The organism is Nesterenkonia halophila, assembly GCF_009467795.1.
GTDB lineage: Bacteria > Actinomycetota > Actinomycetes > Actinomycetales > Micrococcaceae > Nesterenkonia > Nesterenkonia halobia.
The window spans coordinates 115,479-139,708 of the sequence record NZ_WIAX01000001.1; the positions used below are offsets into that span (position 1 = coordinate 115,479).

Below are 24,230 nucleotides of genomic sequence, written 5' to 3' on the forward strand. Positions count from 1 at the left end.
ACTCCAGAGAAGAGAGCAGGTACCCCCGATGACCACGACGCATACTGGACCCGCCGCCGTCGCCTCCGGGCCTGGTCGGAACGTCCTGGGCCTGATCGCCCTGATCACCGCGATCCTCGGAATGATCTTCGCCTGCATCCCGGGAGCGCTGATCGTCGGCTGGGTGCTGCTTCCGATCGCGTTCATCCTCGCGCTGGTGTCCCTGTTCCTGCGGGACAGGAAGCGCGGCACCGGGATCGCCGCGCTGATCGTGTCCGTGGTGGGCACCGTCATCGGATTCATCGTCTTCTTCGCGGTGGTCGCCGGCTCCGTCGACGAGGCCTTCTCGGACGACACCACCGTCTCGGCGCCTGAGGCAGATGCGGGCGACGCCGAGGAGGCCGGGTCCGAGGACGTCGGATCTGAGGATGTCGGGTCCGAGGAGGGCGCCGAGGGCGAGCAGGGCACCCGGGCGAACCCCTACGCGCCGGGCGTGGAGATCTCCAGCTCCGACTGGGCGGTGACGGTCAACAGCGTGGAGCTGGACGCCACCGACGCCGTCCTGGCGGAGAACGAGTTCAACGAGGCTCCGGAGGAGGGACACACCTACATCCTGGTCGACATCACCGTGCAGTACACCGGGGACGACCCCGAGGGAAGCATGCCGATGACGAGCGTCGCGTACGTCTCTCCGGAGGGGAACACCTTCGACGGCACCGAGATGTCCGCCATGGCTCCGAACAGCTTCGACTCGATGAGCACGCTGTACGAGGGCGCCTCGACCACCGGCAACATCGCCCTGCAGGTTCCCGCCGACAGCATCGAGGACGGGACGCTGAAGGTCACGCCGGGCATGCTCGCCGACGACGTGTTCGTCGCGGTGGACTGAGCCGCCCGGTCCAGGTGCTCGCCGGCGAGCACCTGGAACATGCGCCGAAGGATGGCCCGATGCCGCGGGGAGCCGGCCGGGCCATCCGCCGGCGGCGCCTTGGTGCAGAGACGGCGCGCCGTCGTCGGCCTGAGGATCCCCGAGTTTTCGCAGGATCATCGTGAAACAGCACGGGGACGCTGCGAATACTCGGTGATCGTGGGAGCGGGCCCGCATCCGCCGATCCCCGGCGGGGCAGGGTCGGCCAGCCCACGCTCACCCCTCGCGCGCGGTCGGCTCCATCCCCACCACATACGCCGCCTGCGAGACGTGCGCCAGCGCGTCCAACGAGATGCTCACCAGCCGGGTCCCGCGCGCGACCGGCGGATCCCACTGCTCGTCGATGATCTCGCCGAGCCGGGCCTCGGTGAGCGTGTCCAGGTAGGCCAGCTGGGCCTCGACGACGGCGCGCAGCTGCTCGAGCAGCAGCTCGGCGTCGTCGATCTGCACCGCCCGGGCCTGCGCGCCGCTGTGGCCCAGGCCCATGTCATGGCGGTCCAGGCCCAGGCTGAAGCGGGACTCGAACCCGCTGCGCGTCCAGACCGGCTCCTCGCCGGTCAGCGCGGAGAGCTGCTCGTCGATCTCGCGGGCGGCGTGCCACAGCAGCCAGGCCGGCGAGTTGTCATGGCCGGGGTGGGCGTTCAGCACCGCCGGCGTCAGCGCACTGCGCAGCGACTCGGCCTCGTCCAGCGGCCGCCGCGCGACGTCCTTCAGGATCTCCACGGAGTCCATGCGGTCTCTCCTCCCGTCGTCGTGCTGCATCGTCGACGTGTCACGCCCTCGCCGTGGTGTCACATCCGGGCCCGGATATGACATCCGGGCGAGGACGTGACGCGCCAGCCGGCGGGCGGGACCGCCTCAGGTCGGAACGTGACACAGCCCGTCGGGCCGGGGCAAGAGCTGAGCTTACTCCCCGGCGCGGACCAGCCCCGACTCATAGGCGATCACCACGATCTGCGCGCGGTCGCGCAGCCCCAGCTTCGTCAGGATCCGCGAGACGTGGGTCTTCACCGTCTGCTCGGCCAGATGCAGCGCCTCGGCGATCTCGGTGTTGGCCATCCCGCGGGCGACTTCGGTCATGATCTCGCGCTCGCGGTCGGTCAGCTCGGCCAGCAGATGCAGCCGCTGCGGCGACGGCGAGCGGCCCACGTAGTCGGCGATCAGCGTGCGGGTGACCTTCGGCGAGAGCAGCGCCTCGCCCTCGGCCACCACGCGCACCGCGTGGATCAGCTCCTCCGGAGTGGCGTCCTTCAGCAGGAACCCGCTGGCCCCGGCGCGCAGCGCGTCGACGACGTACTCGTCGGCGTCGAAGGTGGTCAGCATCACGATCCGCGGCGGCGTGCCGGCCATGTGGGACAGCTGCCGCGTCGCCTCCAGCCCGTTGACCCCGGGCATGCGGATGTCCATGAGCACGACGTCGGGACGGCAGCGGCGCACGACGTCGACGATCCCGGCGCCGTCCTCGGCGGTCTCGACGACGGCGAGGTCCTCCTGGGCGTCGAGCAGCGCGGCGAAGCCGGCGCGGATCATCGACTGGTCGTCGACGATCAGCACCCGCACCGGCGAGCCGGCGGCGGAGCGGTCCGTCGGGGAGACGCCGTCGGGCGCCTCGGAGGGCGGCGGCAGCGGGGCAGGCGTCATGTTCCCACGCTACCGCGCCGGGCCCGAGATTCCTCCCGCATATCCGACCAGGATGGCTCTGTGGTGTGATGACAGCATCAGACCCCACCGTCCAGACTCCACTCCATGGTCACCCTCCGCCCCGCCCCGGAACCGGTCAGCATGCTGCGCCGCCTGATCCGCGACGGCGGCTACGTGCTGCCCGGGCTGCCCATCGCGATCTTCGGATTCAGCCTGCTGGTCAGCCTCTTCGTCCTCTCCCTGGCGACCTCGGTGCTCTGGATCGGCGCGCTGCTGCTGCCGCTGACGCTGATCGTCGCCTCCGGCTTCGCCGAGCTCTCGCGGCGGCGGCTGCGCTTCTGGGGCGCGGTCCCCGCCCCGGTGCGCTACCGGCCCCGCACGGGAGGCGTCGCCGGGCTGATGCGGCTGATCGGCGATCCCCGCCGCTGGCTGGACCTGGTCTTCGAGACGATCATCGCCCTGCCGGCCCGGCTGGTCACCTGCGCGCTGGCCCTGGTCTGGATCCTCGGTGCGCCGGCGGAGCTGACCTACTTCTTCTGGTCGCTCTTCGTCCCCGGCGAGCGGGGACTGATCGCGCTGCTCGAGGTCGTCCAGCCCGGACTCCTGCCGTCCGGAGAGTTCGCTCGCTACGCCGTCGACGCCGGCGCCCACTTCCTGCTCGGCGTCGTGCTGCTGGTGACCCTGCCGATGGTGCTGCGCGGACTCGCCGTCTTCGACGCCGTGCTGGCCACCAGCCTGCTGGGATCCGGCGGCCGCCGCCGGCTGGCTCCGACGGATTCCGACGACGTCGGCGTGCTGGACGGGCCCGGCGAAGCGGGCCCGGACGTCGAGGCGGGAGGGGCCGACCACCCGCAGGCCTCGTTCTCCGCGGCGGCCTGGTCCTGGATGGGCACCAGCTTCAGCGCCGTGGTGCTGCTGGCCGTCGGGTGGCCGCTGGTCAGCGCGCTATACGACGTGCCCACGGCGATCGCGATGGTGGTGGTCCTGTTCCACTGCGCGGCCCTGCTGATCGCTCTGCGGCGGGCCTGGGTCGGCCTCGGCGTCGCCCTGGTGTCCTCGGCGGCGACCATGTCGGCCACCGCCGGCGCCGACGTCGTCGTCTGGCCCTGGCCGGTGACGACGATGATCACCCAGTGCGCGGCGGTGCTGGTCGCCGCCCTGACCCGCCGCTGGTACTGCGCGGCGTCCGGCTGGGCGGCCGGGGCGCTGCTCACCGCCGGCACGCTGCTGGCCGCCTCCCCAGGTCTGCCCGACGGGGCGGTGAACACCTCGGTCGTCTTCGTCACCGTGAGCGCAGGCGTCGTGGTGCTGGGGGTGCTGACCCGTCAGTGGATCCTCAACGCCGGGCGGCTGCAGGTCTCCGAGCGCACCAGCGCCCAGCAGACTCGGCGGCGGCGCGAGCTGGAGGAGCGCAACCGCATCGCCCGGGAGCTGCACGACGTCGTCGCGCACAGCATGTCGGTGGTCAGCGTCCAGGCCTCCACGGCGCCGTACCGGCATCCGGCGCTGGACGAGGAAGCCCGCGGGGAGTTCGCCGAGATCGCCCGCTCCAGCCGCCGGGCGCTCTCCGAGATGCGCATGCTGCTGGGGATCCTGCGCGGCGAGGACGAGGCCCCCACCGGCCCGGCTCCAGGCGTGGAGGAGATCGGCGAGCTGGTCGAGTCCACCCGGGCTTCGGGGGCGACGATCGCCGTCCGCGGCGTCGACGAGCTGCCCGAGATCCCCTCGGCGGTGGGCATCGCCGCCTACCGGCTGGTTCAGGAGGCGCTGAGCAACGCGCTGCGTCACGCGTCGGGGGCGACGGTCTCCGTCGGCGCGACGGTCGAGGACGGCGGGGTGGCCGACGGCGGCTCGGGAGGTCGGAGCCTGCGGATCGAGGTGGTCAACACCGCCTCCGACGGCGCCGCCGCCGCCTCCCCCGGAGCGGGGATGGGGCTGCACGGCATCCGCGAGCGGGTCGGCGCGGTCGGCGGCACGGTGGAGGTCGGCCCGACCGACGACGGCGGCTTCGCGGTGCGCGCGAGCCTGCCGCTGGAACAGGAATGATCCGGACGGAGCACCGGCGACCGCTTTCGGGATGACTCTGTGGAATGCGTGGGAAAGAGCGCTCTTTCCCACGCATTCCACAGAGTCATCGGGGCGGTGGGGCTGTGCCGGGCGACGTGCCGCAGTGCTCAGCGCAGCCGGCGGGCGCGCAGCGCGACGTCGTCGGGATGGTCGCGCTCGGCGTGCTCCGGCCGGGAACGCGGCCGCGAGCTGTGGACCTCGATCGCCCAGTCCGCGCCGAGCAGCGCGGCGACCGAGGCGGTGCCGTGGAAGTCCTGCGGATCGGGCGCCCGGGTGCTGCCCTCGCGGAGGCGGCGGGCGATCGCCTCGGGATCATGGGTGACGAACAGCAGCGTGCCGCCGACGGCGACGGAGTCGGCCAGCGCGCGGACGGCCGCGGCGTCGTCGACCGGCAGCGGGACGTAGTGGACGCTGACCAGGTCGTAGGCGCGCGGCGTCGGCGCCTCGACGGTGAGGTCGAGCCGTCGGAGACTGATCTGTCCGGCCAGGCCGGCGTCGTCGGCCGCCTGTCTCGCGCGGTCCAGCGCCACGGCGGAGACGTCGACGCCGGTGACGCGCCAGCCGCGCTCGGCCAGCCAGATCGCGTCGCCGCCCTCGCCGCAGCCGACGTCGAGCGCATGGCCGACCGGCAGCTCGGCGGCCTCGGCGACCAGCGCGTCGTTGGCCCGGCCGCTGAAGTACTGCTCGCGACTGCCGTACATCGCATCCCAGGTCTCCCCCTCGGGGATGACTCCGTGGGACGCGTGGGAATGGTCGTGCTTTCCCACGCTTTCCACGGCGTCATCGTGGAGGTGGGGCGGGTGCTGGCGCGGGTGGTGGGGCGTGGCGTCGTGCATGGGGATCGTCCTCTCCTCGGGGCGGGACGTCTCCACTCTGCCCGGTCCGTGCCGCGTCGGCAGGACCGTTTGCCGGATCGGCAAGAACCCGCCGCCGCGGGATCAGCGCGCCCGGTACTGGGCCATCAGCGGGCACTCCATCGGGTCCGAGTAGCCCAGCCCCACGCGGTGCAGGTAGCGGATCACGATGCCGTAGGACTCGATCAGCCCGGTCTCGGTGTAGGGGATCTCGCGCTCGGCGCAGAAGCGGCGCACGATCGGCCGGACCTTCCGCAGGTTCATGCTGGGCATGCGCGGGAAGAGGTGGTGCTCGATCTGGTAGTTGAGCCCGCCCATGGCCCACTCCATCGGCAGTCCGCCGCGGATGTTGCGCGAGGTCATCACCTGCCGCCGCAGGAAGTCGACTTTGGAGTCCTTCGGGATCAGCGGCATGCCCTTGTGGTTCGGCGCGAAGCTGCCTCCCATGTACACGCCGAAGACCACCAGCTGCACGGCGAGGAAGGCGATGCCCAGACCGGGGCCCATCACCATGATCGCCAGCGCGGGGAAGCCGATCAGCCGCACGGCGATCAACGTGCCCTCGGCGACGCGGTGCTTCACCCGGGAGTCGGTGGCGATCGTGTGCACCGCGTGGAAGTGCAGCGAGAAGGCGAAGAGGGTCAGCAGCGGGAAGAACAGCCAGCCCTGGCGGCGGGTGATCCAGCCCATGAAGCCGGTGCGTCCCTCGTTCTCGCCGGGGACGAAGACCAGCGCGCCGGTGGCGATGTCGCCGTCGCGGCCGATGGTGTTGGGGCTGGAGTGGTGGCGTCCGTGCTTGCGCGACCACCAGCCGTAGCTCAGTCCCACGCCCAGGTTGCCCACGAAGCGCGAGAACCACTCGTTGCGCCGCCCGTTGGCGAAGACCTGCTGGTGGGCCGAGTCGTGGGAGAGGAAGGCCAGCTGGGTGAACAGCACGCCGAAGACGGCGGCCAGCCCGAGCTGCCACATGCTGTCGCCGAGGAGGATCATCGCCGCCAGCGCGCCGACCAGGGCGACGCCGAGGATCGCCGTGCGCAGCACGTAGCTGCCGGCCCGGCGGTCCATGAGCCCGGCGTCCTTCACCTCGCGGGCGAGGGCGGCGAAGTCGTTGGTCTGTCGATTGCGCGGGATGCTCGCGACCGGATCGGCGCGGAGCGCGTCCCTCGGGCGTTCGACGGTGCTGGTGGTGGTCATACCGTCACCGTAGGGAAACGTTCTCCATCGTCGCGTCCCGCCCCGGAGCCAGATGGACCCCCTACTTCAGTAGGGGGTCCATCGCGGGAGCGGCCGACGACGCCGCGCGGGTCAGGGCCTGGTCGGAGCCGGCTCGGCGCCGTCCCCAGCCCCGGCCCGGGGCGTCACAGTCCGTCTCAGCGCGAGGTCGTCGTCTCGCGCCGGGCCAGGCTGCCGGCCATGTCTTCGCGGCTCCAGCACTCCAGGTTCGTCAGCTCGGGCAGGTCCTCGTCGACGAAGATCGGGTCCAGCCCGCGCTTCTTCTGGTCCTCGAAGTGGCGCAGCAGCTTGCAGGCCTTGCCGCCGAGCAGGGTGATGGCGACCAGGTTGCACATCGCGATGATCACCATCGTCACTCCGGCGATGGCCCAGGCCAGGTCCACGGTGATGACCGAGCCGAGGAAGACCACGGCGGTCAGCACCAGAGCGAAGCTCTTGCGCACTCCCTCTCCGGAGGAGATGAACAGGATGTTCGCCTCGCCGTAGGAATAGTTGCCCAGCACGGAGGTGAAGGCCACCAGGAAGATGATCACCGCCAGGGCGACGGCGCCGAAGGTGCCGAAGGTCGACTCCAGCGCCCCCTGGGTGAGTTCGGCTCCGAGGTTCGCGTCCGCCGCGACGGGATCCTCATAGGTGAAGAGGATGATGAAGGCGGTCACCGAGCAGATGATCAGCGTGTCCAGGTAGACGCCCAGCGTCTGCACCAGGCCCTGCTTGGCCGGATGGGAGACGTCGGCGGTGGCGGCGACGTTGGGGACCGAGCCCATGCCGGCCTCGTTGGAGAACATGCCGCGCTGCACGCCGGCCATGATCACCGCACCGAAGGCGCCTCCGGCCGCCGAGCGGAAGTCGAAGGCGTCGCCGAAGATCTGGCCGAGCACCCGCGGCAGCTCCTCGATGTTCAGGATCACCACGACCAGGCCGAGCAGGATGTAGAGCATGGCCATCAGCGGGACCACGTTCTGCGCCACGCGGGCGACGCTGCGCAGGCCGGCGACGACGATCACGCCGGTGAGCAGGGTCAGCACGATGGCCAGGCCCCAGGTGAGGCCGGTGGTGTTCTCCGCGCCCATCGATTCGGCGGCGCCGGTGACGGCGTCGACGATGGTGTTGGCCTGCAGCGAGGTGAAGGACAGCGCGAAGCAGAAGATGAAGATCACCGCGAAGACGATGCCTCCGGAGCGCGAGCCCAGCCCCTGCTGGATGTAGTAGGCCGGGCCGCCCTTGAACGTGTCGAAGCGCTTGCGCTTGTAGAGCTGGGCGAGGGTGGACTCGACGAAGGAGGCAGCGGAGTTGAAGATCGCCATCACCCACATCCAGAACACCGCACCTGGACCGCCCAGGGTGATCGCGCCGGCGACGCCGGCGATGTTTCCGGTGCCCACCCGCGCCGAGGCGGTGATCGTGAAGGCCTGGAAGGCCGAGAGCGACCGGGTCCGTCCGGACTCGTCGCGCTGGGCCTTCTCGACGATCGACCGGAACATGCCGGGGATGTGGCGCAGCTGCACCACGCGGGTCCGGATCGTCAGATAGATCCCGACGGCGATGATCACCCAGATGCCGAGCCAATCCCAGGCGATGGTCTCGATGTCTCCGATGGTCGAGAGGAGAGAGTCCATAGTCATAGTGCCCGGGAGCATACCCCGATGTCATCGCAGTCACAGAGGTCCGGCGGCCGTCCGATGGACGCTCGCAGCGGCGGCGGCTCGCCGAGCAGCGCCTCGGGATCGCGTCCATGCCGCGGATCGTCGTCGTCGCTGTTGCCCCGTGAATCGTTTCACCATACAGTGATCGGTATCACAGGCATCGACGCAGATCATGCAGATCATCGAGACCCGAGGGGGACTTCCATGCAGCACCGACGACCTGCTCGCACCACCCTGCTCGCCGGAGTCTGCACGGCCTCGCTGGCCGTCGCCGGCCTCGGCGGCGGAGCTGCGGCGGCCGCCCCGCCGGGAAGCGCGGCGCAGACCGCCGGCGCCGGCGGCGACGTCCAGCTCGAGGAGCTGGACCGCGGCCTGGTCGCGGTCGCCGTCGAGGACGGAGTGCACCTGAGCTGGCGGCTGCTGGGGGAGGAGTCCTCCGGCAGCGCCGGCCACGGAGTGAAGGGCCCGGCCTTCCACGTGCTGCGCGACGGCGAGAAGATCGCCACCGTCACCGACAGCACCGACTACCGCGACGCCGAGGGCACCGCCGACTCCACCTATACGGTGCGCCCGGTGCGAGGCGGTGGTCCCGAGGGGCAAGCTGAGGTCTGGGCCGAGGGCCACCACGACATCCCGCTGTCCAAGCCGGCCGGCGGCACCACCCCCGTCGGCGAGGAGTACAGCTACACCGCCAACGACGTCAGCGTCGGCGACGTCACCGGCGACGGCTCCTACGAGTACGTGGTCAAGTGGGATCCCACCAACTCCAAGGACGTCTCCCAGGTCGGCTACACCGGCCCGGCCTATGTGGACACCTACACCGCCGAGGGCGAGCTGCTGAATCGCATCGACCTGGGGCCGAACATCCGCGCCGGCGCGCACTACACCCAGTTCCTGGTGCAGGACTTCGACGATGACGGCACCAGCGAGATCATGCTCAAGACGGCCCCGGGCACCAGCTCCGCGGCCGCCGAGGACGGCGAGCTGGGCGAGTCCTCGCCCATCACGCTGCCGGCCGACGACGTCGCCGCCGGGGTGACCCATGACGACGACCACCGGCTCAGCGCCGAGGAGTACTACGACCACCTGGTGGCGATGTTCCAGGACTGGGACGAGCACCCCGAGGTGGTCGACGGCACCTGGCCGGCCACGCTGGAGGAGGCCTTCGGCATCGAGCAGCGCCACGAGTACCCGCTGACGCGCAGCGCGGCCGAGGACCTGGCCGACTACTTCATCGACGAATATGCGCCGTCGCGCTCGGAGCGCAACGACCTGCGCAGCTTCGAGGGCTTCGTCCTGAATGGGCCGGAGTATCTGACCGTCTTCGACGGCGCCACCGGCGCGGAGCTCGACACCGTCGACTACCAGCCGGCCCGCGGCGACGACGGTCTGATGTGGGGCGACTACGCGATGTCGCGGATCGAGCCGGGCAACCGCGTCGACCGCTTCCTCTCCGGAGTGGCTTACCTCGACGGGCAGAGTCCCTCGGCGATCTTCGCCCGCGGCTACTACACCCGCGCGGCGGTGGCCGCCTACGACTTCGACGGCGAACAGATCAGCACCCGCTGGCTCGCCGACTCCGGCCACGTGGAGATGGACAACCCCTTCGACGCCTCGCCGCACGGGAAGCCCGGCCGGAACGCCGCGCACGCCGAGCTGGCCGGGCAGGGCTTCCACACGCTCTCCACCGCCGACGTCGACGACGACGGCCGCCACGAGATCGTCTACGGCGGCGCCACGCTCGACGACGACGGCTCGCTGCTCTACTCGACCGCCGCCGAGGGGCATCCGGAGAGCGAGATCGCCGGCGAGACGGCCCCGCTGGGCCACGGCGACGCCCAGCACGTCGGCGACTTCGACCCGAACCGCGACGGGCTGGAGATCTTCACCGTCCACGAGGGCAGTGAATGGGCGCCCTACGGCTACGTGATGCGCGCCGCCGAGGACGGCGAGGTGCTCTGGGGCGGCTACACCGGCGTGGACACCGGCCGCGGCATGGTCGGCGACATCGACCCGGACCGTCCCGGCTTCGAGGCCTGGACCTCCGGCTCGGAGGGCCCGGACCCCACGGGACTGTTCAGCGTCGACGGCGAGCACCTCGGCGACGCGACGCCCTCGACGAACATGTCCATCCGCTGGAGCCCGGACATGACCACCCAGCTGATCACCGGCGTCGACACCGGCGACCGGCGGCAGACCCCGGAGATCGTCGACTGGACCGACGGCACCGTGCTCTCCGCCGAGGGCACGCTGACGAACAACGGGACCAAGGGCAACCCGTCTCTGGTGGCCGATGTGCTCGGCGACTGGCGCGAAGAGATGATCGTGCGCACCGAGGACTCCTCGGCGCTTCGGCTCTACACCAGCACGGAGGACTCCGACCGGCGGCTGTACACGCTGATGCACGACCCGCAGTACCGCGCCGGAGTGGCGCGTCAGCAGACCTCCTACAACCAGCCGGCCTACACCAGCTTCCATCTGGGCTCCGACATCGACTGGAAGCAGGTGCCGCCGGGATCGGAGTGAATGGAGTGATCGGCGTCCTCGGGCGGATCACCGGCTCGCCGGTGGTGCCGCCTGCGGTCTGGGGCGGATCGGGGGCACAATGAGGTCACCCGCTCGGTGAGGAAGGTGATCCGAATGTCCGGCGACGACGCCGCATCTGCAGCAGCCCCTGTGTTCGTCCGACTGGGCGGCCATGCGTTCATGGCCGCCGTCGACGGAGTCGCTCCGCTGAACGTCGGGCTGGTCGTCGGCGAGCATCATGCTGTGCTGGTCGACCCCGGATCCGCCGACGGCGACGTCGAGCCGCTGCTGGCCGCCGTCGCCGCGATCACCGAGGCGCCGCTGACCGTGGTGTGCACCCACGGGCACGCCGACCACACCGGCGCAGTGCCCACGCTGGCCGCCCGCGGCGCGGAGATCATCGCCCACCGCGACGCCGGCGTGGCGGAGGCGACCCGCACCGTCGGCGACGAGCCGCTGAGTCTGGACCTGGGCGGCGTCGTCGTCCACGTCGAGCATCTCGGCCGCGGGCACACCGCCGCGGACCTGGTGATCGGCGTCGCCGGGGGAGAGCGCTCCGGAGAGGCCGGGGGCGACGAGGCCCCGGACGTGCTGTTCTGCGGCGACCTGGTGCGCGAGGGCACCGACCCGCGCTTCCGCGACTCCTATCCGCAGGACTGGGTGCGCACGCTGGGGCGCATCCGCGCGGCGGCCGGCGAGGGCGCGATCGTCGTGCCGGGCCACGGGCGGCCCGTGGACGCCGAGTTCGTCGCCGCGATGCGCCGTCGCATGCAGCAGGGCCACCAGCTCTCCCGGGCCGCGATCCGCGAGGCCGTCGGCGACGCGACCAAGGCGATCCCGATCATCCCCTACGGCCCGGAGGAGTCGCGGGAGCTGATCACCAGGATGCGCTCGGGCCACTGACCGGGGCGGGTCGCCCTCAGGCCTCGTAGAGGTGCCCGAACTGCGGGGGCACCTGATATGCCTGCTGCGTCGTGCGCAGCGGCTCGCCGGGATGGCGTCGGCCCGTCTCGGCGTCGAAGAAGCTTATCCCGGCGCCGCAGAGCAGCATCCCCGGGCCCACCGGCAGCAGTGTGCCCGCCACCCAGTGCCAGCCGCTGGGATCCTCGGCGGCCTGACGGATCGCCTCCCAGCCGCCGGCGAAGAGCACGGCGAGCACCGCCGCCGCGGTGAGGATGATCCCCAGGAACCAGGCCAGCCCGGCCCCGGCTCCCACCGGCGTGTGCTGCTCGGTGGTCAGCGTGTTCCAGGACTCGCCCAGCCGCATCACCAGCCAGCCGCCGAGCAGCCCCCAGATCGCGACCACGAGGTACGCGGCGATGATGTCGGAGGCGAAGTGCCCGGTCAGGAAGATCGCGGCACCGGAGACGACGGCGAGCAGCCCGGTGAACAGCCCGACGATCGGACGCTGCCGCGGTCCGACCACCAGGAACACGGCGACGGCGGCGCCGGCGGCGAGCGTGGCGTGGCCCGAGGGGAAGGACGTCACGTCCGGGGCCCACCACCACTCGTGCATGGCGGCGTTCGACATCGGCATCCCCTCGGGCTCGTGCCGGACGAGCAGCGCCTTCATCGCCTGGGTGGTGATGTTCGCGCCCAGGAAGGTGGCCAGGGCGATCCCCGCGGCGGCGAAGCGGCGGCGCGTCAGCACGGTGACGACGAAGATCAGCCCGGCGAGCGCCAGCACCGCCAAGGGCACGGAGCTGAGCAGGTCGAAGAACGTGGACTCCTGCATGGGGCCGACGGTGATGGCGGAGTAGCGCGATTCCAGCAGAGCCTGCTCCAGCCAGCGCCCGTCCGTCGAGCGCAGGAAGAACTCGTGCACGGCCAGCAGAACCAGGGCGCAGACGACGACGCCGGCGGCCCAGAGCCAGGTGCGGCGGGCCGGCGTGCGCGGGCGAGGGGAGTGCGCGTCGGACATGTCCTCAGTATCTCAGCTCCTCACCGCCGACAGACCGATCGGCGGCGCCTCGCGGGTCGCCGCAGGCAGCACGCGGGTCGGCGCACGCGTCTCGTGTCTTCCCCGCGCACTGAGTGGCCATTCCTGACGGGATCTCCGCCCGAGAGACCGATCACATCGCGCGAGATGCCGTCAGAGATGGCCACTCGATGAGACGGGGGCGGGGTGAGCGTGGGCGCCGACGGGCCGGGCTGCGTCGGCGACGTCCTGACGCAGGACACCTAGACTCGGGGCATGTCCGAGATCCCGCCGCTGCCCGGATCCGCCGCGGACGAGCTGCTCGCCCTGCCGCCGGTCGAGGAGCTGCTCGCCTCCGCCGTCGCCGTCGCGCTGCCGATGCGCACCCGATTCCGCGGCCAGACCGTGCGCGAGGCGATGCTGCTGCGCGGCCCGGCCGGCTGGGCCGAGTTCGCCCCCTTCGGCGAGTACGAGCCGCCGGAGACCGCCTCCTGGCTCGCCGCCGCCGTCGAGGCCGGATGGCGCGGGCTCGGCACCGTCGGGCGGCCCCGGATCCCGATCAATGCGACGGTGCCGGCCGTCGGCCCCGAGCAGGTCGAGGCGGTGCTGCGCGGCTTCGGCGATCTGGATCGCATCCCGGCGGTGAAGGTGAAGGTCGCCGAGGCCGGCCAGAGCCTCGACGACGACGTCGCCCGCCTCGCCGAAGTGCGTCGTCTGGTGCCGCGGGCGCTGCTGCGCGCCGACGCCAACGGGGCCTGGACCCATCAGCAGGCCCTGGCCGGCGCCGAGGCGCTCGCCGACGTCGCCGGAGATCGGCTGGAGTACCTCGAGCAGCCGGTGGCCGGCATCGAGCCGCTCGCCGCGCTGCGCGAGACGCTGCATCATCGCGGGATCACGGTGCCGATCGCCGCCGACGAGGCCGTGCGCAAGGCCGAGGACCCGCTGCGGGTCGCCCGGCTCGGCGCCGCCGACCTCATCGTGGTCAAAGTCGCCCCGCTCGGCGGGATCGAGCGCGCGCTGGCGGTGGTCCGCGCCTCCGGGCTGGATGCGGTGGTCTCCTCCGCGCTGGACACTTCGATCGGGCTCACCGCCGGACTCGCTCTGGCCTCGCGGCTGGAGACGCCGCGGGCCTGCGGGCTGGGCACCGCCGCGCTGCTGGCCTCCGACGTCGTCGCCGCGCCGCTGGTCCCCGCCGACGGCGGCCTGGACGTGCCGCACGACGTCGACGGCGCGGCCGGAGCCGCCGGCACAGCCCGAGCCCCGGCCCCGGACGAGCGCCTGCTCGCCGCCCACCGGCTCGACGCCGCCGGCCAGACGCGCTGGCGCCGTCGGCTGCAGGCCGCGCATGCCGGTCTGGCCGGAGGCTGAGCCGGGGAGCGGAGCGGACGGCGGGTGCGGACATAGGATTGGGGCCATGGATTCCTCCCGGCGGCCCTTCCGTGAATTCGACGACTCCCAGGACGCCGTCTCGCTGCGGCTGGCCCGCCGCGTCGTCCGCGGGCTGAGCCTGAGCATGCGCCAGGTGGTCCTCGCCCCGGGATCCCGCTCCGCGCCGCTGGCCTACGCGCTCGCCGAGGCCGAGGACCTCGGTGCGCTGCGGGTGCATGTGCGCATCGACGAGCGCTCGGCGGCCTTCACCGCGCTGGGGATCGCGATGGACTCGGGTGCCCCGGCCGGAGTGGTCACCACCTCCGGCACCGCGGCCGGCGAACTGCTGCCGGCGATGATGGAGGCCGACCTGGCCGGAGTCCCGCTGGTCGCGATCACCGCCGACCGGCCGGAGGAGCTGCACGGCACCGGCGCCAACCAGACCACCTGGCAGCAGGGCATGTTCGCCTCGCGGGTGCGCGACGAGATCCACCTGGAGCAGGCCGAGACCCGGCTGGAGCCCGAGTCCCGCGACGACATGCTCTCCGCCGAGACCCAGGTCGCGCTGCTGATGCGGCAGGCCGTCGAAGCCCGCGGGGGCGGACCGGGGCCGGTGCATCTGAACATCGGCCTCGCCGACCCGCTGGTGCCGCAGGATCTCGACGGCGGATCCGACCCCGCCCAGCAGCGCTGGGCCCGTCGGCCGATCCTCGACGAGTCCCAGCGCCGGCGGATGCATCGCGACGCCGGCCGGCCGCTCGAGCAGCTGCACAGCCAGGAGCTGCTCGGCCGCCTCGGCGAGGAGGAGCGGCAGGCCGCCCGCGAGCAGATCCGTCGCGGCCTGGCCGCCGCGCAGCAGCTCGACGCCGGAGTCCCCTCCGTGGTCGTGATGGGCCACGACGCTCCGCCCGAGGCCTTCACCCTCGCCGCCGAGCTCGGCCAGCCGGTGCTCGCCGAGCCGACCAGCGGCGCCTTCGACGCACGCACCGCCGCCGTCGACGGTGCGGTGCCCGCCCACCGGATGCTGCTGCCGGCGCCGGAGGGCTCTCCGGCAGGGGAGCTGGCGCGCCGGATCCGCCGGGTCGTCGTCGCCGGACGGCCGACGCTCTCCCGGCCGGTGCAGCAGCTGCTGCGCCGCGCCGACGTCGAGGTCCTCCAGTACGCGCCGGCGCCGCTGCCCTGGAGCGACGAGCGACTGTCCCGCCGGACGGAAGCCGACCTCGACGCGGTGCGCCGGTTCCTCGGCAGCGCGCCGGAGGGCTGGCGTGACGCCTGGGCGGCCGCGGGCACGACGGCGCTGCGGCGGATGCGCGCGATCCTCGAGACTGAGCCGCGGCTGACCTCGGTGCGGACGGCGGCCGCCGTCGCCGAGCGGGTGCGGACGTCGCTGCTGCTGGGGTCGTCGTCGGTGATCCGCGACGTCGACCTGGCCGCCGACCTCGGCGGAGTGCTGGGGGAGGGGCCGGGCGCTGCGGCGATGGACGCCTCCGCCGGGCGCGGGCCGATCCGTGCGCTGCGCGGGCTCTCCGGCATCGACGGCAACGTCTCGGCGGCCTCCGGGATCGCGATCGCCCGCGACCGACGGGTCACTGCGCTGGTCGGGGACCTGACCTTCCTGCATGATCTCAATGCGCTGCTCATCCCCTCTGGAGAGCAGGCGCCCAGCGTGGACGTCGTCGTGGTCAACGACGGCGGCGGAGCGATCTTCGACCAGCTCGAGCACGGCGAGGTCGGCCGCCGGTCCGGACGGGCGGCCCAGGTCGAACGGCTCTTCGGCACGCCGCAGACCGCCGATCTGCAGGCCCTGGCCGCCGGCCACGGCGTCGAGCACCGGCTGGTGACGAACCTCGGCCAGCTCGACGCCGCCCTGGCCCACCCTGACGACCGGCTCGGGCTCCGGGTCATCGAAGTCCGCACCGACCGGACCGGACTGCGGGACCTGCACGCGCGGCTTGCCGCCGTCGTCGACGACTGAGCGTCCTGCGACGCCTCATCCCCGGAGGTCAGGCCGCCGGACCTTGTCCCGTCAGCGCCTGCGGGGACATCCTCGACCCAGGACGTCCGCACCCGAGACGCACACCGTGGAGGTCAGTCATGCCCCTGTCAGTCCTCGATCACTCCGACGCCGCCCCGCCGCGGACCGTCGCGCAGAAGCTGCTCGCCGACCACCTGGTCGACGGTCGGATGGAGCCCGGCGCGGAGATCGCCGTGGGCATCGACCAGACGCTGACCCAGGATGCCACCGGCACACTGGTGATGCTCGAGCTCGAGGCCATCGGCCTGGACCGGGTGCACACCGAGCACTCGGTGCAGTACGTCGACCACAACCTGCTGCAGACCGACGAGAAGAACCCCGAGGATCACCTCTTCCTGCAGTCGGCCGCCCGCCGCTACGGGCTGTGGTTCTCCGCGGCCGGCAACGGCGTCTCCCATCCGGTCCACCAGGCGCACTTCGGACGCCCCGGGGCGACGATGGTCGGCTCGGACTCGCACACCTGCGCCGCCGGGGCGATGGGCATGCTGGCGATCGGCGTCGGCGGCCTGGAGGTCGCCATGGCCATGGCCGGCGATCCGCTGTACGTGACCATGCCTGAGATCTGGGGCGTGGAGCTCACCGGCGAGCTGCCGGACTGGACTTCGGCGAAGGATGTGATCCTGGAGATGCTGCGCCGCCACGGGGTCAAGGGCGGCTCCGGACGCATCATCGAGTACCACGGGGAGGGGCTGCGCTCGCTGACCGCGATGGACCGCCACGTCATCGCCAACATGGGTGCGGAGCTCGGGGCGACCACCAGCGTCTTCCCCGCCGACGCCGAGGTGCGCCGCTTCCTCGCCGAGCGCGGCCGCGAGGACCAGTTCACCCCGCTGGTCGCCGACGACGGCGCGACCTACGACGTCACCGAGCACATCGACCTGTCGAGTCTCGAGCCGCTGATCGCCGCGCCGTCGTCGCCCGGCAACGTCACCCCGGTCCGGGAGGTCGCCGGCGAGGAGGTCCACCAGGTCGTCGTCGGCTCCTCGGCGAACCCGGGACTGCGCGACTTCGCCGTCGTCGCCGAGATCCTGCGCGGCCGGCACGTCGACCAGCGCATCTCGCTGGACATCAACCCCACCTCACGGGAGATCCTCGCCGACATGGTCCGCGGCGGCTGGCTGACGGATCTGATCTCCTCCGGCGGGCGCATCCATCAGTCCGGCTGTATGGGCTGCATCGGCATGGGGCAGGCCCCGGCGGTGGGGCGCAACAGCCTGCGCACGATGCCGCGGAACTTCCCCGGACGCTCCGGCACCGACGAGGACTCGGTCTGGCTGTGCTCGCCGGAGACGGCGGCGGCCTCGGCGCTGACCGGCCGCATCACCGATCCGCGCATGCTGGCGCAGCACCTGGGGATGTCCTGCCCGGTGCCTCGGATGCCCGCCGACCCGAAGGTCGACCCGGACATGCTCATCGCCCCGCTGCCGCCTGAGGAGGCCCGTGAGGTCGAGCTGGTCAAGGGCAGCAACATCAGCACGTTGCCCGAGTTCGACCCGCTGCCCGACGCGCTCGACGTCCCGGTGCTGCTGAAGGTCGGCGACGACATCTCCACCGACGAGATCATGCCCGCCGGCTCCCGCGTGCTGCCGTATCGCAGCAACATCCCCAAGATCAGCGAGTTCGTCTACATCCAGGTCGACGACACCTACCCGGATCGCGCCTGGACCGCCGAGGGCGGGCACGCGATCGTCGGCGGGGAGAACTACGGGCAAGGCTCCTCCCGCGAGCACGCGGTGATCGCCCCGCGGCATCTGGGACTGCGCGTGGTGGTGGCGAAGTCCTTCGCCCGCATCCACTGGCAGAATCTGGCGAACTTCGGCGTCCTGGCCCTGGAGTGCGACGATGCCGCCTACCGGGCAGTCGCCCAGGGCGGACGGCTGCGGCTGCGCGGCATCCACGAGGCGCTGCGCGCCGGCACCGAGGTGCCTGCCACAGTGGTCGGCGACGACGGCGAGCACGAGGTCGCGCTGCACCACCGGCTCTCCGCGCGGCAGGTGGAGATGGTCCTCGCCGGCGGGCGGATCGCCCAGCGCGCCGCCGCGGAGGCTTGAACCGGGGTCGGAGACGTGACGGGGCCGGAGCGCTCGCCGCGCTCCGGCCCCGATCGGCCCCTGAAGGCGGTGCCCTTCCAGGGGTGGTGACGAGCTGAGCTCAGGCCTCGAGCAGCGCGTCCACCGTGGCGACCAGATCCAGGTCGAGCTCCACGTCGGCGTCCGTCTCGGCCTCGATGTTCGCCTCCAGCGAGTCGGTCAGCTCCGCCTCGACGGAGGCGTCGACGTCGCCCTCGGCGGTCAGCGCGGCATAGACGGCGGCCTCGGCCTCCGCCTCGGCCTCGGCGGCGAGCTCGGCGGCGGCCGAGGCGTCGAGCGCTCCGGCCTCCACGAGGGCCTGCAGCTCGGCCTCCACTGTCGCGCGCACGTCGGCGGCGGCTTCGGCGGCGACCTCCGCGGCCAGCTCGGCGCTGAGCTCGGTGGAGACCTCCACGGTGGTGTCCGTGGTGGTGTCCAGGACATCGGCGTGCGCACCGGCCACGCCGAAGCTCGTGGTCAGGGCGACGGCTCCGGCCAGAGCCAGGCCGCGGGAGGTGTTCTTCGAGGGGGTCATGGTTCTCAGTCCTTCCGGTCGAGTGATCTCTCGGGTGCGCCGCGCCCCAGCGGTGCAGAAGCTTCCGCCACGGTGCGACGAGGTCCAGAGTATGGTCGGTAAAGCAGAAATGGAAGATCGATAAATTCGGAAATCATCGTTCCATAAATTGCGCTCGGCAGTCCTCGCGCCTGCTGCCGCTGGGACAGAACCTCACGGTGCGGTAGGTTCCACGCGGGGGCGTCCCCTCGAGGGGCTCCGTCGCACCGCAGCACCCGTCACGACGATCAGGAGCGACATGCCGGCTGACCAGCACACGGAGCACCGCGCCGACCCGGCCCAGGAGGCCGCTCGGCGGCGGACCTTCGCGATCATCAGCCACCCCGACGCCGGCAAGTCCACGCTCACCGAGTCGCTGGCCCTGCACTGCGGGGCCGTGCAGGAGGCCGGTCATGTCCACGGCAAGGGAGACCGCGGCAGCACGGTCTCCGACTGGATGTCCATGGAGCAGGAGCGCGGGATCTCGGTGACCTCGGCGTCGATGCAGCTGGAGCACCGGGGAACGATCCTCAACCTCCTCGACACTCCGGGCCACGCCGACTTCTCCGAGGACACCTACCGCGTGCTCGCCGCCGTCGACGCCGCGGTCATGCTGGTCGACGCGGCCAAGGGGCTCGAACCGCAGACGATGAAGCTCTTCGCCGTCTGCCGGCATCGGGGCATCCCGATCATCACCGTGATCAACAAATGGGACCGTCCGGGCCGCGAGGCGCTGGAGCTGATGGACGAGATCCGCGAACAGACCGGGCTGGAGCCGACTCCGCTGACCTGGCCGGTCGGCATCGCCGGGGAGTTCGGCGGGTTCCTGGATCGCCGCAGCGGCGAACTGGTCACCGTCGAGCCCTCCGCCGGCGGCCGGCACCTCGCCCGTGAGCAGATCCACACGCCCGACGAGGCCGCTGAGGCCTACGTCGACGGCTGGGAGCAGGCGGTCGAAGAGTCCGAGCTGCTGTCGGCCTCCGGGGCGGACCTGGACCGCGAGACCTTCCTGGAGGGGATCACCTCCCCGGTGCTCTTCGCCGCCGCCGTGCGGCACATCGGTGTCCCGCGCATCCTCGACGCCCTGGTCGAGCTGGCCCCGTCGCCGGCGCCCCGCCCCGACGCCGCCGGCCGAGACCGGGCGCTGGACGAGCCCTTCAGCGCGTTCACCTTCAAAGTGCAGGCCGGCATGGATCCGGCCCACCGGGACCGGCTGGCCTTCATCCGCGTCTGCTCCGGCGTGTTCCGGCGCGGCATGACGGCGACGACGGCGCGGACCGGCAAGCCCTTCGCGATGAAGTACGCCCATCTGTCCTTCGGCCGCGACCGGGACCTCACCGATCTGGCGTATCCGGGGGACGTCGTCGGCCTGGTCAACGCCTCGGCGCTGACCATCGGCGACACGCTCTATGAGGCACCTCCGGTGGAGTTCCCCGGCCTGCCGCGCTTCGCCCCCGAGCACTTCGCCGTGGCCACACCGGCCGACCGCGGCCGGACCAAGCAGTTCCGCCGCGGGATGGAGCAGCTCGAATCCGAGGGTGTGGTCCAGGTGCTGCGCTCCGAGCGGCGCGGCGAGGAGATCCCGGTGCTGGCGGCCGTCGGCACGATGCAGTTCGACGTCGTCGAGCACCGGCTGACCCACGAGTTCCGCTCCGCCCCGCGCTGGGAGACGCTGCCGTACGGCATCGCCCGACGCACCGACGAGGAGTCCGCCGCGGCGCTGGAGGCCATCGGCGGGGTGGAGGTGCTGCGGCGCGGCGACGGCGAGCTGCTCGCGCTCTTCCGCGACCGCTGGCACGTCCGCGGCGTGGAGCGCACTCGCGAAGGACTCACTCTGGAGCCGCTGGTCGCCGCCTGAGGGAGGAACGAGGGGCGCGAGGCCTGGCCGGCCCCGGGGTTCAGCCCTCGACTCCGAGCACGCCGAGCATCGGGCGCAGCTTCGACCGGGTCTCGGCCAGCTCGGACTCCGGCTTCGAGCCGGCGACGATCCCGCAGCCGGCGAAGAGCCGCACGCTGCGGTCGTCCTCGCCCAGCAGTCCGCCGCGCAGCGCGATGCCGACGTCGGCGTTGCCGTGCGCGTCGATCCAGCCGACCGGCCCGGTGAACGGGCCGCGGTCCAGCTGCTCCAGCGCGGCGATGAGCTCGGCCGCCGTCGCCGTCGGGGTCCCGCAGATCGCCGCCGTCGGGTGGGCCCGCTCGGCGACGGTCAGCGCCGGGGGCAGCGTGCCGTCGGCGGTGCGGCTCAGCCGGCCGGTGACGTCGGTGGAGAGATGGTGGACGTTGGGCAGCGCGAGCACCGCCGGCGGGTTCTGCGCGCTGATCAGCTCGACCACCGGGGCCAGCTGGGCCAGCAGCGACTGCACGGCGATCTCGTGCTCGCTGCGCTGCTTGACGTCGTCGAGCAGCTGCTCGCGGGCCTCGGCGGCGGAGAGCGAGCCGTCGACGGTGCCGGCCAGCACGCGCGCGGCCAGGTCGCGGCCGCGGACGGTGACCAGCATCTCCGGAGTGGTCCCCAGCAGATCGCCGGCCAGGTAGGTCCAGCAGTCGGTGTAGTCGCGGATCAGCCCGGCGAGGATCACCCCGCGCGGCATCGGGGCCTCGGCCTCGACGACGGCGTCGCGGCCGAGCACCAGCTTCTCCAGCCGGCGCTCCTCGATGGCTTCCACGCCCGCGGCGACGGCCTCGAGGTAGTGCTCGGTCGGATGCGCCCCGGCGCGCAGCCGGGTGGCGGGGAACTCCGGGGAGTCCCGGGCGTCGTCGACCGGAGTCAGCGTCCCGTCCTCGCCCAGGGCCAGCCCGTGCCGGGCCAGGACGGCGGCCACGGCGTCGTCGGCGTCGACCGTGGTCACCGTGACCCAGGTGTGCCCGGCGACGTCGCCGAGGACCACCTCCGGCAGCGTCAGGTGGGAGGCGTGCGCGGAGTCCGAGGAGTAGGTCACCGAGGTGAAGACCGTCGGCCCGCAGCCCGGGATCTGCTCGAGTGCGGCCGGTCGCGGCGCCTCCTCGACGACGGCGCGGCGCTCCTCCCACCAGCGGGAGAGCTCGACGAAGCGCTGCGATCCGGAGGCGGTCGCGCCGTCGGCGACGCCCAGTCCGACGATGCCCTCGCCGCGGCGGATCCAGCAGCCGGTCGGGGTCAGCCGCGGCAGCAGCTCGGGCAGGCGGACGCCGTCGGGGAAGGTGACCTCCCGGACGACGGAGTGCAGCGGTGGGGCTTCCATGGCGGAGAAAGTCTATCGCCGTCTCCGGGCTCGTCGCGCACCGGCTGTGAGACTCGCCTCCTCCCGGCGCTGACCTCCGGCGACGCCCTCCGCGCGGGAGCACCTGGATTCTGGGACAATGCTGGCGTGACCAGCTCATCGCATTCTGCAGCGCAGGACCCCCGGCCGGACACGCGGCGTGTGCGCCGCGGGCCCCGGGCCGATCTGGACAAGCGTCCCGAGGACGTCGCCTCGATGTTCGACCAGGTCGCCGAGCGCTATGACCTGACCAACGACGTGCTCTCGCTCGGGCAGACCCGGCTGTGGCGCCGTCGTCTGGTCCAGGCGCTGGACGTGCGGCCCGGCGAGCGCGTCCTCGACCTCGCCGCCGGCACCGGAAGCTCCGCGGAGCCCTTCGCCGACGCCGGCGCCGAGACGGTGGCCTGCGACTTCTCCGAAGGCATGCTCGCCGTCGGCCGGCGCCGTCGGCCGGACATCGAGTTCGTCCACGGCGACGCGACGGCCCTGCCCTTCGCCGACGCCTCCTTCGACGCGGTCACCATCTCCTTCGGGCTGCGCAACGTCGTCGACACCGAGGCCGCGCTGGCCGAGATGCACCGGGTGACCCGCCCCGGCGGTCGGCTGGCGGTCATGGAGTTCTCCGACCCGAGCTGCGCCGCGTTCCGCACGGTGTACCTCGAGTACCTGATGCGCGCGCTGCCGTCGGCGGCCCGGCGGGTTTCCTCGAATCCGGAGGCCTATGTCTACCTGGCCGAGTCCATCCGCGCCTGGCCCGACCAGGACGAGCTGGCCGCGCTCGTCGCCGAGGCCGGCTGGGAGTCGGTGCGGTACCGGAACCTGACCGGCGGCATCGTCGCCATCCACCATGCGCGCCGGCCGGCCGCGCCGCACGCGCCCGACGCCCGATAGGCTGGACGGCGATGAACCACTCCGCAGTCGACCCCCTGTCGCTCAGCCTCCCGCCGGGCTTCGAGGCGCTCGCCGACGACGAGCGTCTGGCTCCGGCGATCTCCGAGGCGCTGAGCTCCGTGGAGGAGCAGCTGCTCGCCGCGCTCTCCAGCGACGACGAGCTGGCCGACACCTCCTCGCGCTACCTCGCCGAGGCCGGCGGCAAGCGGATCCGTCCGCTGCTGACCATCCTGACCTCCCTGCTCGGCGACGGGCCCGACGACAGCGTCCGGCGCGCCGCGGTGGTCATGGAGATGATCCACCTGGCCACGCTCTACCACGACGACGTGATGGACTCGGCCCCGGTGCGCCGCGGCGCACCGGCCGCCCATGAGGTCTGGGGCAACTCGGTGGCGATCCTCACCGGCGACCTGATCCTCGCCCGCGCCTCGCGGATGATGTCCGAGCTGGACCTGGAGGGCTCCCAGGTCCAGGCACGGACCTTCGAGCGGCTGGTCATGGGGCAGCTGCATGAGACCGTCGGCCCGCGCACGGGCGAGGACCCCTACGACCACTATCTGCAGGTCATCGCCGACAAGACCGGCTCGCTGGTCGCCGCGGCCGCCCGACTGGGCGGACACTACGGCGGCTGCACCGCCGAGACCGCCGCGCTGCTGGACACCTACGGCGAGGCGGTCGGCGTGGCCTTCCAGCTCGCCGACGACGTCATCGACCTGACCTCCGACGCCGAGGCCTCCGGCAAGACTCCGGGCACCGACCTGCGCGAAGGCGTGCCCACGCTGCCGGTGCTGCTGCTGCGCGCCGCCGCGGCCGACGGCGACGCCGCCGCGGCCGAGGCGCTGGCGCTGGTCGACGGCGACCTGACCGACGACGACGCGCTGGCCGCCGCCGTCGCCGCCGTCGTCGCCCATCCGGTCACCGACCGGGCCTGGGAGATCGCCCACGAGTGGTCCCGCCGGGCCGCCGAGGCGCTGACCGACCTGCCGGAGTCGACGATCAAGTCGGCCCTGCTGGCCTTCGCCGACGCCGTGGTGGACCGCGAGGGCTGAGGCTCTGCCTCTCGCCGGCGGCGCTCTCCTGATGGGGCTGCGGTCACCCGGGCGCGCCGGAGGCGAAGCGTCGCACACCTTCGCTCCGGCTGGCGCCGTCGCCACAAGGAATCCGCGCGCCGCTCCGTCGGCGGCGCGCCCAGGCAACGGGTCCACCAGAGTGCCGGGGGAGCGCACTCGAACGCCCGTCCCTCCCGCCTATCGCTGAGCTGTGAGGTGTCGCTGTCCCGTGGC

General features: G+C 72.4%; 18 protein-coding genes. 10 read left to right on the forward strand and 8 right to left on the reverse strand.

Features of this window, described 5'->3' with window-relative positions:
• Positions 1 to 28 precede the first annotated feature (28 nt).
• Positions 29 to 868 carry a DUF4352 domain-containing protein gene (locus GCL72_RS00570; RefSeq protein WP_153142761.1) on the forward strand — a complete coding sequence of 280 codons (840 nt, stop codon included), beginning with the start codon at positions 29 to 31 and terminating at the stop codon, positions 866 to 868.
• Positions 869 to 1,123: 255 nt separating this feature from the next.
• Here the strand turns inward: GCL72_RS00570 and GCL72_RS00575 are convergent, their stop codons facing one another.
• Positions 1,124 to 1,639 carry a DinB family protein gene (locus tag GCL72_RS00575; RefSeq protein ID WP_153142762.1) on the reverse strand — a complete coding sequence of 172 codons (516 nt, stop codon included), beginning with the start codon at positions 1,637 to 1,639 and terminating at the stop codon, positions 1,124 to 1,126.
• A 174-nt stretch (positions 1,640 to 1,813) separates the two neighbouring features.
• Positions 1,814 to 2,548: a response regulator gene (locus tag GCL72_RS00580; RefSeq protein ID WP_153142763.1), complete on the reverse strand. Its 735-nt coding sequence runs from the start codon at positions 2,546 to 2,548 to the stop codon at positions 1,814 to 1,816.
• 105 nt (positions 2,549 to 2,653) lie between these two features.
• Here GCL72_RS00580 and GCL72_RS00585 point away from each other — a divergent pair, with 105 nt between their 5' ends.
• A complete protein-coding gene (locus tag GCL72_RS00585) occupies positions 2,654 to 4,594 on the forward strand; it encodes a sensor histidine kinase (RefSeq protein ID WP_153142764.1) in 1,941 nt (646 codons plus the stop codon).
• A 128-nt stretch (positions 4,595 to 4,722) separates the two neighbouring features.
• Here GCL72_RS00585 and GCL72_RS00590 read toward each other — a convergent pair whose 3' ends face one another.
• The 3 genes from GCL72_RS00590 to GCL72_RS00600 all read right to left on the reverse strand — a co-directional run bounded on the left by GCL72_RS00590 (position 4,723) and on the right by GCL72_RS00600 (position 8,321).
• Positions 4,723 to 5,451: a class I SAM-dependent methyltransferase gene (locus GCL72_RS00590; protein WP_153142765.1), complete on the reverse strand. Its 729-nt coding sequence runs from the start codon at positions 5,449 to 5,451 to the stop codon at positions 4,723 to 4,725.
• Positions 5,452 to 5,553: 102 nt separating this feature from the next.
• Positions 5,554 to 6,663 carry a fatty acid desaturase family protein gene (locus tag GCL72_RS00595; protein ID WP_153142766.1) on the reverse strand — a complete coding sequence of 370 codons (1,110 nt, stop codon included), beginning with the start codon at positions 6,661 to 6,663 and terminating at the stop codon, positions 5,554 to 5,556.
• 176 nt (positions 6,664 to 6,839) lie between these two features.
• Positions 6,840 to 8,321 (reverse strand): alanine/glycine:cation symporter family protein, encoded by a 1,482-nt coding sequence (locus tag GCL72_RS00600; RefSeq protein ID WP_246160944.1) that lies wholly within the window; start codon positions 8,319 to 8,321, stop codon positions 6,840 to 6,842.
• Between the two features lie 231 nt (positions 8,322 to 8,552).
• Here GCL72_RS00600 and GCL72_RS00605 point away from each other — a divergent pair, with 231 nt between their 5' ends.
• Both GCL72_RS00605 and GCL72_RS00610 read left to right on the forward strand, forming a co-directional pair.
• Positions 8,553 to 10,874, forward strand: a complete 2,322-nt coding sequence (locus GCL72_RS00605) for a rhamnogalacturonan lyase (protein WP_153142768.1) — start codon at positions 8,553 to 8,555, stop codon at positions 10,872 to 10,874.
• 114 nt (positions 10,875 to 10,988) lie between these two features.
• On the forward strand, positions 10,989 to 11,777 hold the full coding sequence (locus GCL72_RS00610; RefSeq protein ID WP_153142769.1) for an MBL fold metallo-hydrolase: 789 nt from the start codon (positions 10,989 to 10,991) through the stop codon (positions 11,775 to 11,777).
• Between the two features lie 16 nt (positions 11,778 to 11,793).
• Here the strand turns inward: GCL72_RS00610 and GCL72_RS00615 are convergent, their stop codons facing one another.
• Positions 11,794 to 12,795, reverse strand: coding sequence for a phosphatase PAP2 family protein (locus GCL72_RS00615; RefSeq protein WP_153142770.1), 1,002 nt, complete (start codon positions 12,793 to 12,795; stop codon positions 11,794 to 11,796).
• A gap of 273 nt (positions 12,796 to 13,068) precedes the next feature.
• On the opposite strand from GCL72_RS00615, the gene GCL72_RS00620 reads away from it, so the two are divergent.
• The 3 genes from GCL72_RS00620 (at position 13,069) to GCL72_RS00630 (ending at position 18,246) form a co-directional block, all read left to right on the forward strand.
• Positions 13,069 to 14,160: an o-succinylbenzoate synthase gene (locus tag GCL72_RS00620; protein ID WP_211364925.1), complete on the forward strand. Its 1,092-nt coding sequence runs from the start codon at positions 13,069 to 13,071 to the stop codon at positions 14,158 to 14,160.
• Positions 14,161 to 14,206: 46 nt separating this feature from the next.
• Positions 14,207 to 16,135 carry a 2-succinyl-5-enolpyruvyl-6-hydroxy-3-cyclohexene-1-carboxylic-acid synthase gene (menD, locus tag GCL72_RS00625; RefSeq protein ID WP_170289515.1) on the forward strand — a complete coding sequence of 643 codons (1,929 nt, stop codon included), beginning with the start codon at positions 14,207 to 14,209 and terminating at the stop codon, positions 16,133 to 16,135.
• Positions 16,136 to 16,254: 119 nt separating this feature from the next.
• On the forward strand, positions 16,255 to 18,246 hold the full coding sequence (locus GCL72_RS00630) for an aconitate hydratase (protein ID WP_153142772.1): 1,992 nt from the start codon (positions 16,255 to 16,257) through the stop codon (positions 18,244 to 18,246).
• Between the two features lie 100 nt (positions 18,247 to 18,346).
• On the opposite strand, the gene GCL72_RS00635 is transcribed toward GCL72_RS00630, so the two are convergent.
• Positions 18,347 to 18,799, reverse strand: a complete 453-nt coding sequence (locus GCL72_RS00635) for a hypothetical protein (RefSeq protein WP_153142773.1) — start codon at positions 18,797 to 18,799, stop codon at positions 18,347 to 18,349.
• Positions 18,800 to 19,076: 277 nt separating this feature from the next.
• Here GCL72_RS00635 and GCL72_RS00640 point away from each other — a divergent pair, with 277 nt between their 5' ends.
• A complete protein-coding gene (locus tag GCL72_RS00640) occupies positions 19,077 to 20,675 on the forward strand; it encodes a peptide chain release factor 3 (RefSeq protein ID WP_153142774.1) in 1,599 nt (532 codons plus the stop codon).
• Between the two features lie 40 nt (positions 20,676 to 20,715).
• Here GCL72_RS00640 and GCL72_RS00645 read toward each other — a convergent pair whose 3' ends face one another.
• Positions 20,716 to 22,038, reverse strand: a complete 1,323-nt coding sequence (locus GCL72_RS00645) for an isochorismate synthase (RefSeq protein WP_153142775.1) — start codon at positions 22,036 to 22,038, stop codon at positions 20,716 to 20,718.
• A gap of 234 nt (positions 22,039 to 22,272) precedes the next feature.
• Here GCL72_RS00645 and GCL72_RS00650 point away from each other — a divergent pair, with 234 nt between their 5' ends.
• Positions 22,273 to 22,947: a demethylmenaquinone methyltransferase gene (locus GCL72_RS00650; RefSeq protein ID WP_246160950.1), complete on the forward strand. Its 675-nt coding sequence runs from the start codon at positions 22,273 to 22,275 to the stop codon at positions 22,945 to 22,947.
• An 11-nt stretch (positions 22,948 to 22,958) separates the two neighbouring features.
• Positions 22,959 to 23,996, forward strand: coding sequence for a polyprenyl synthetase family protein (locus tag GCL72_RS00655; RefSeq protein ID WP_153142776.1), 1,038 nt, complete (start codon positions 22,959 to 22,961; stop codon positions 23,994 to 23,996).
• Positions 23,997 to 24,230: the final 234 nt, after the last annotated feature.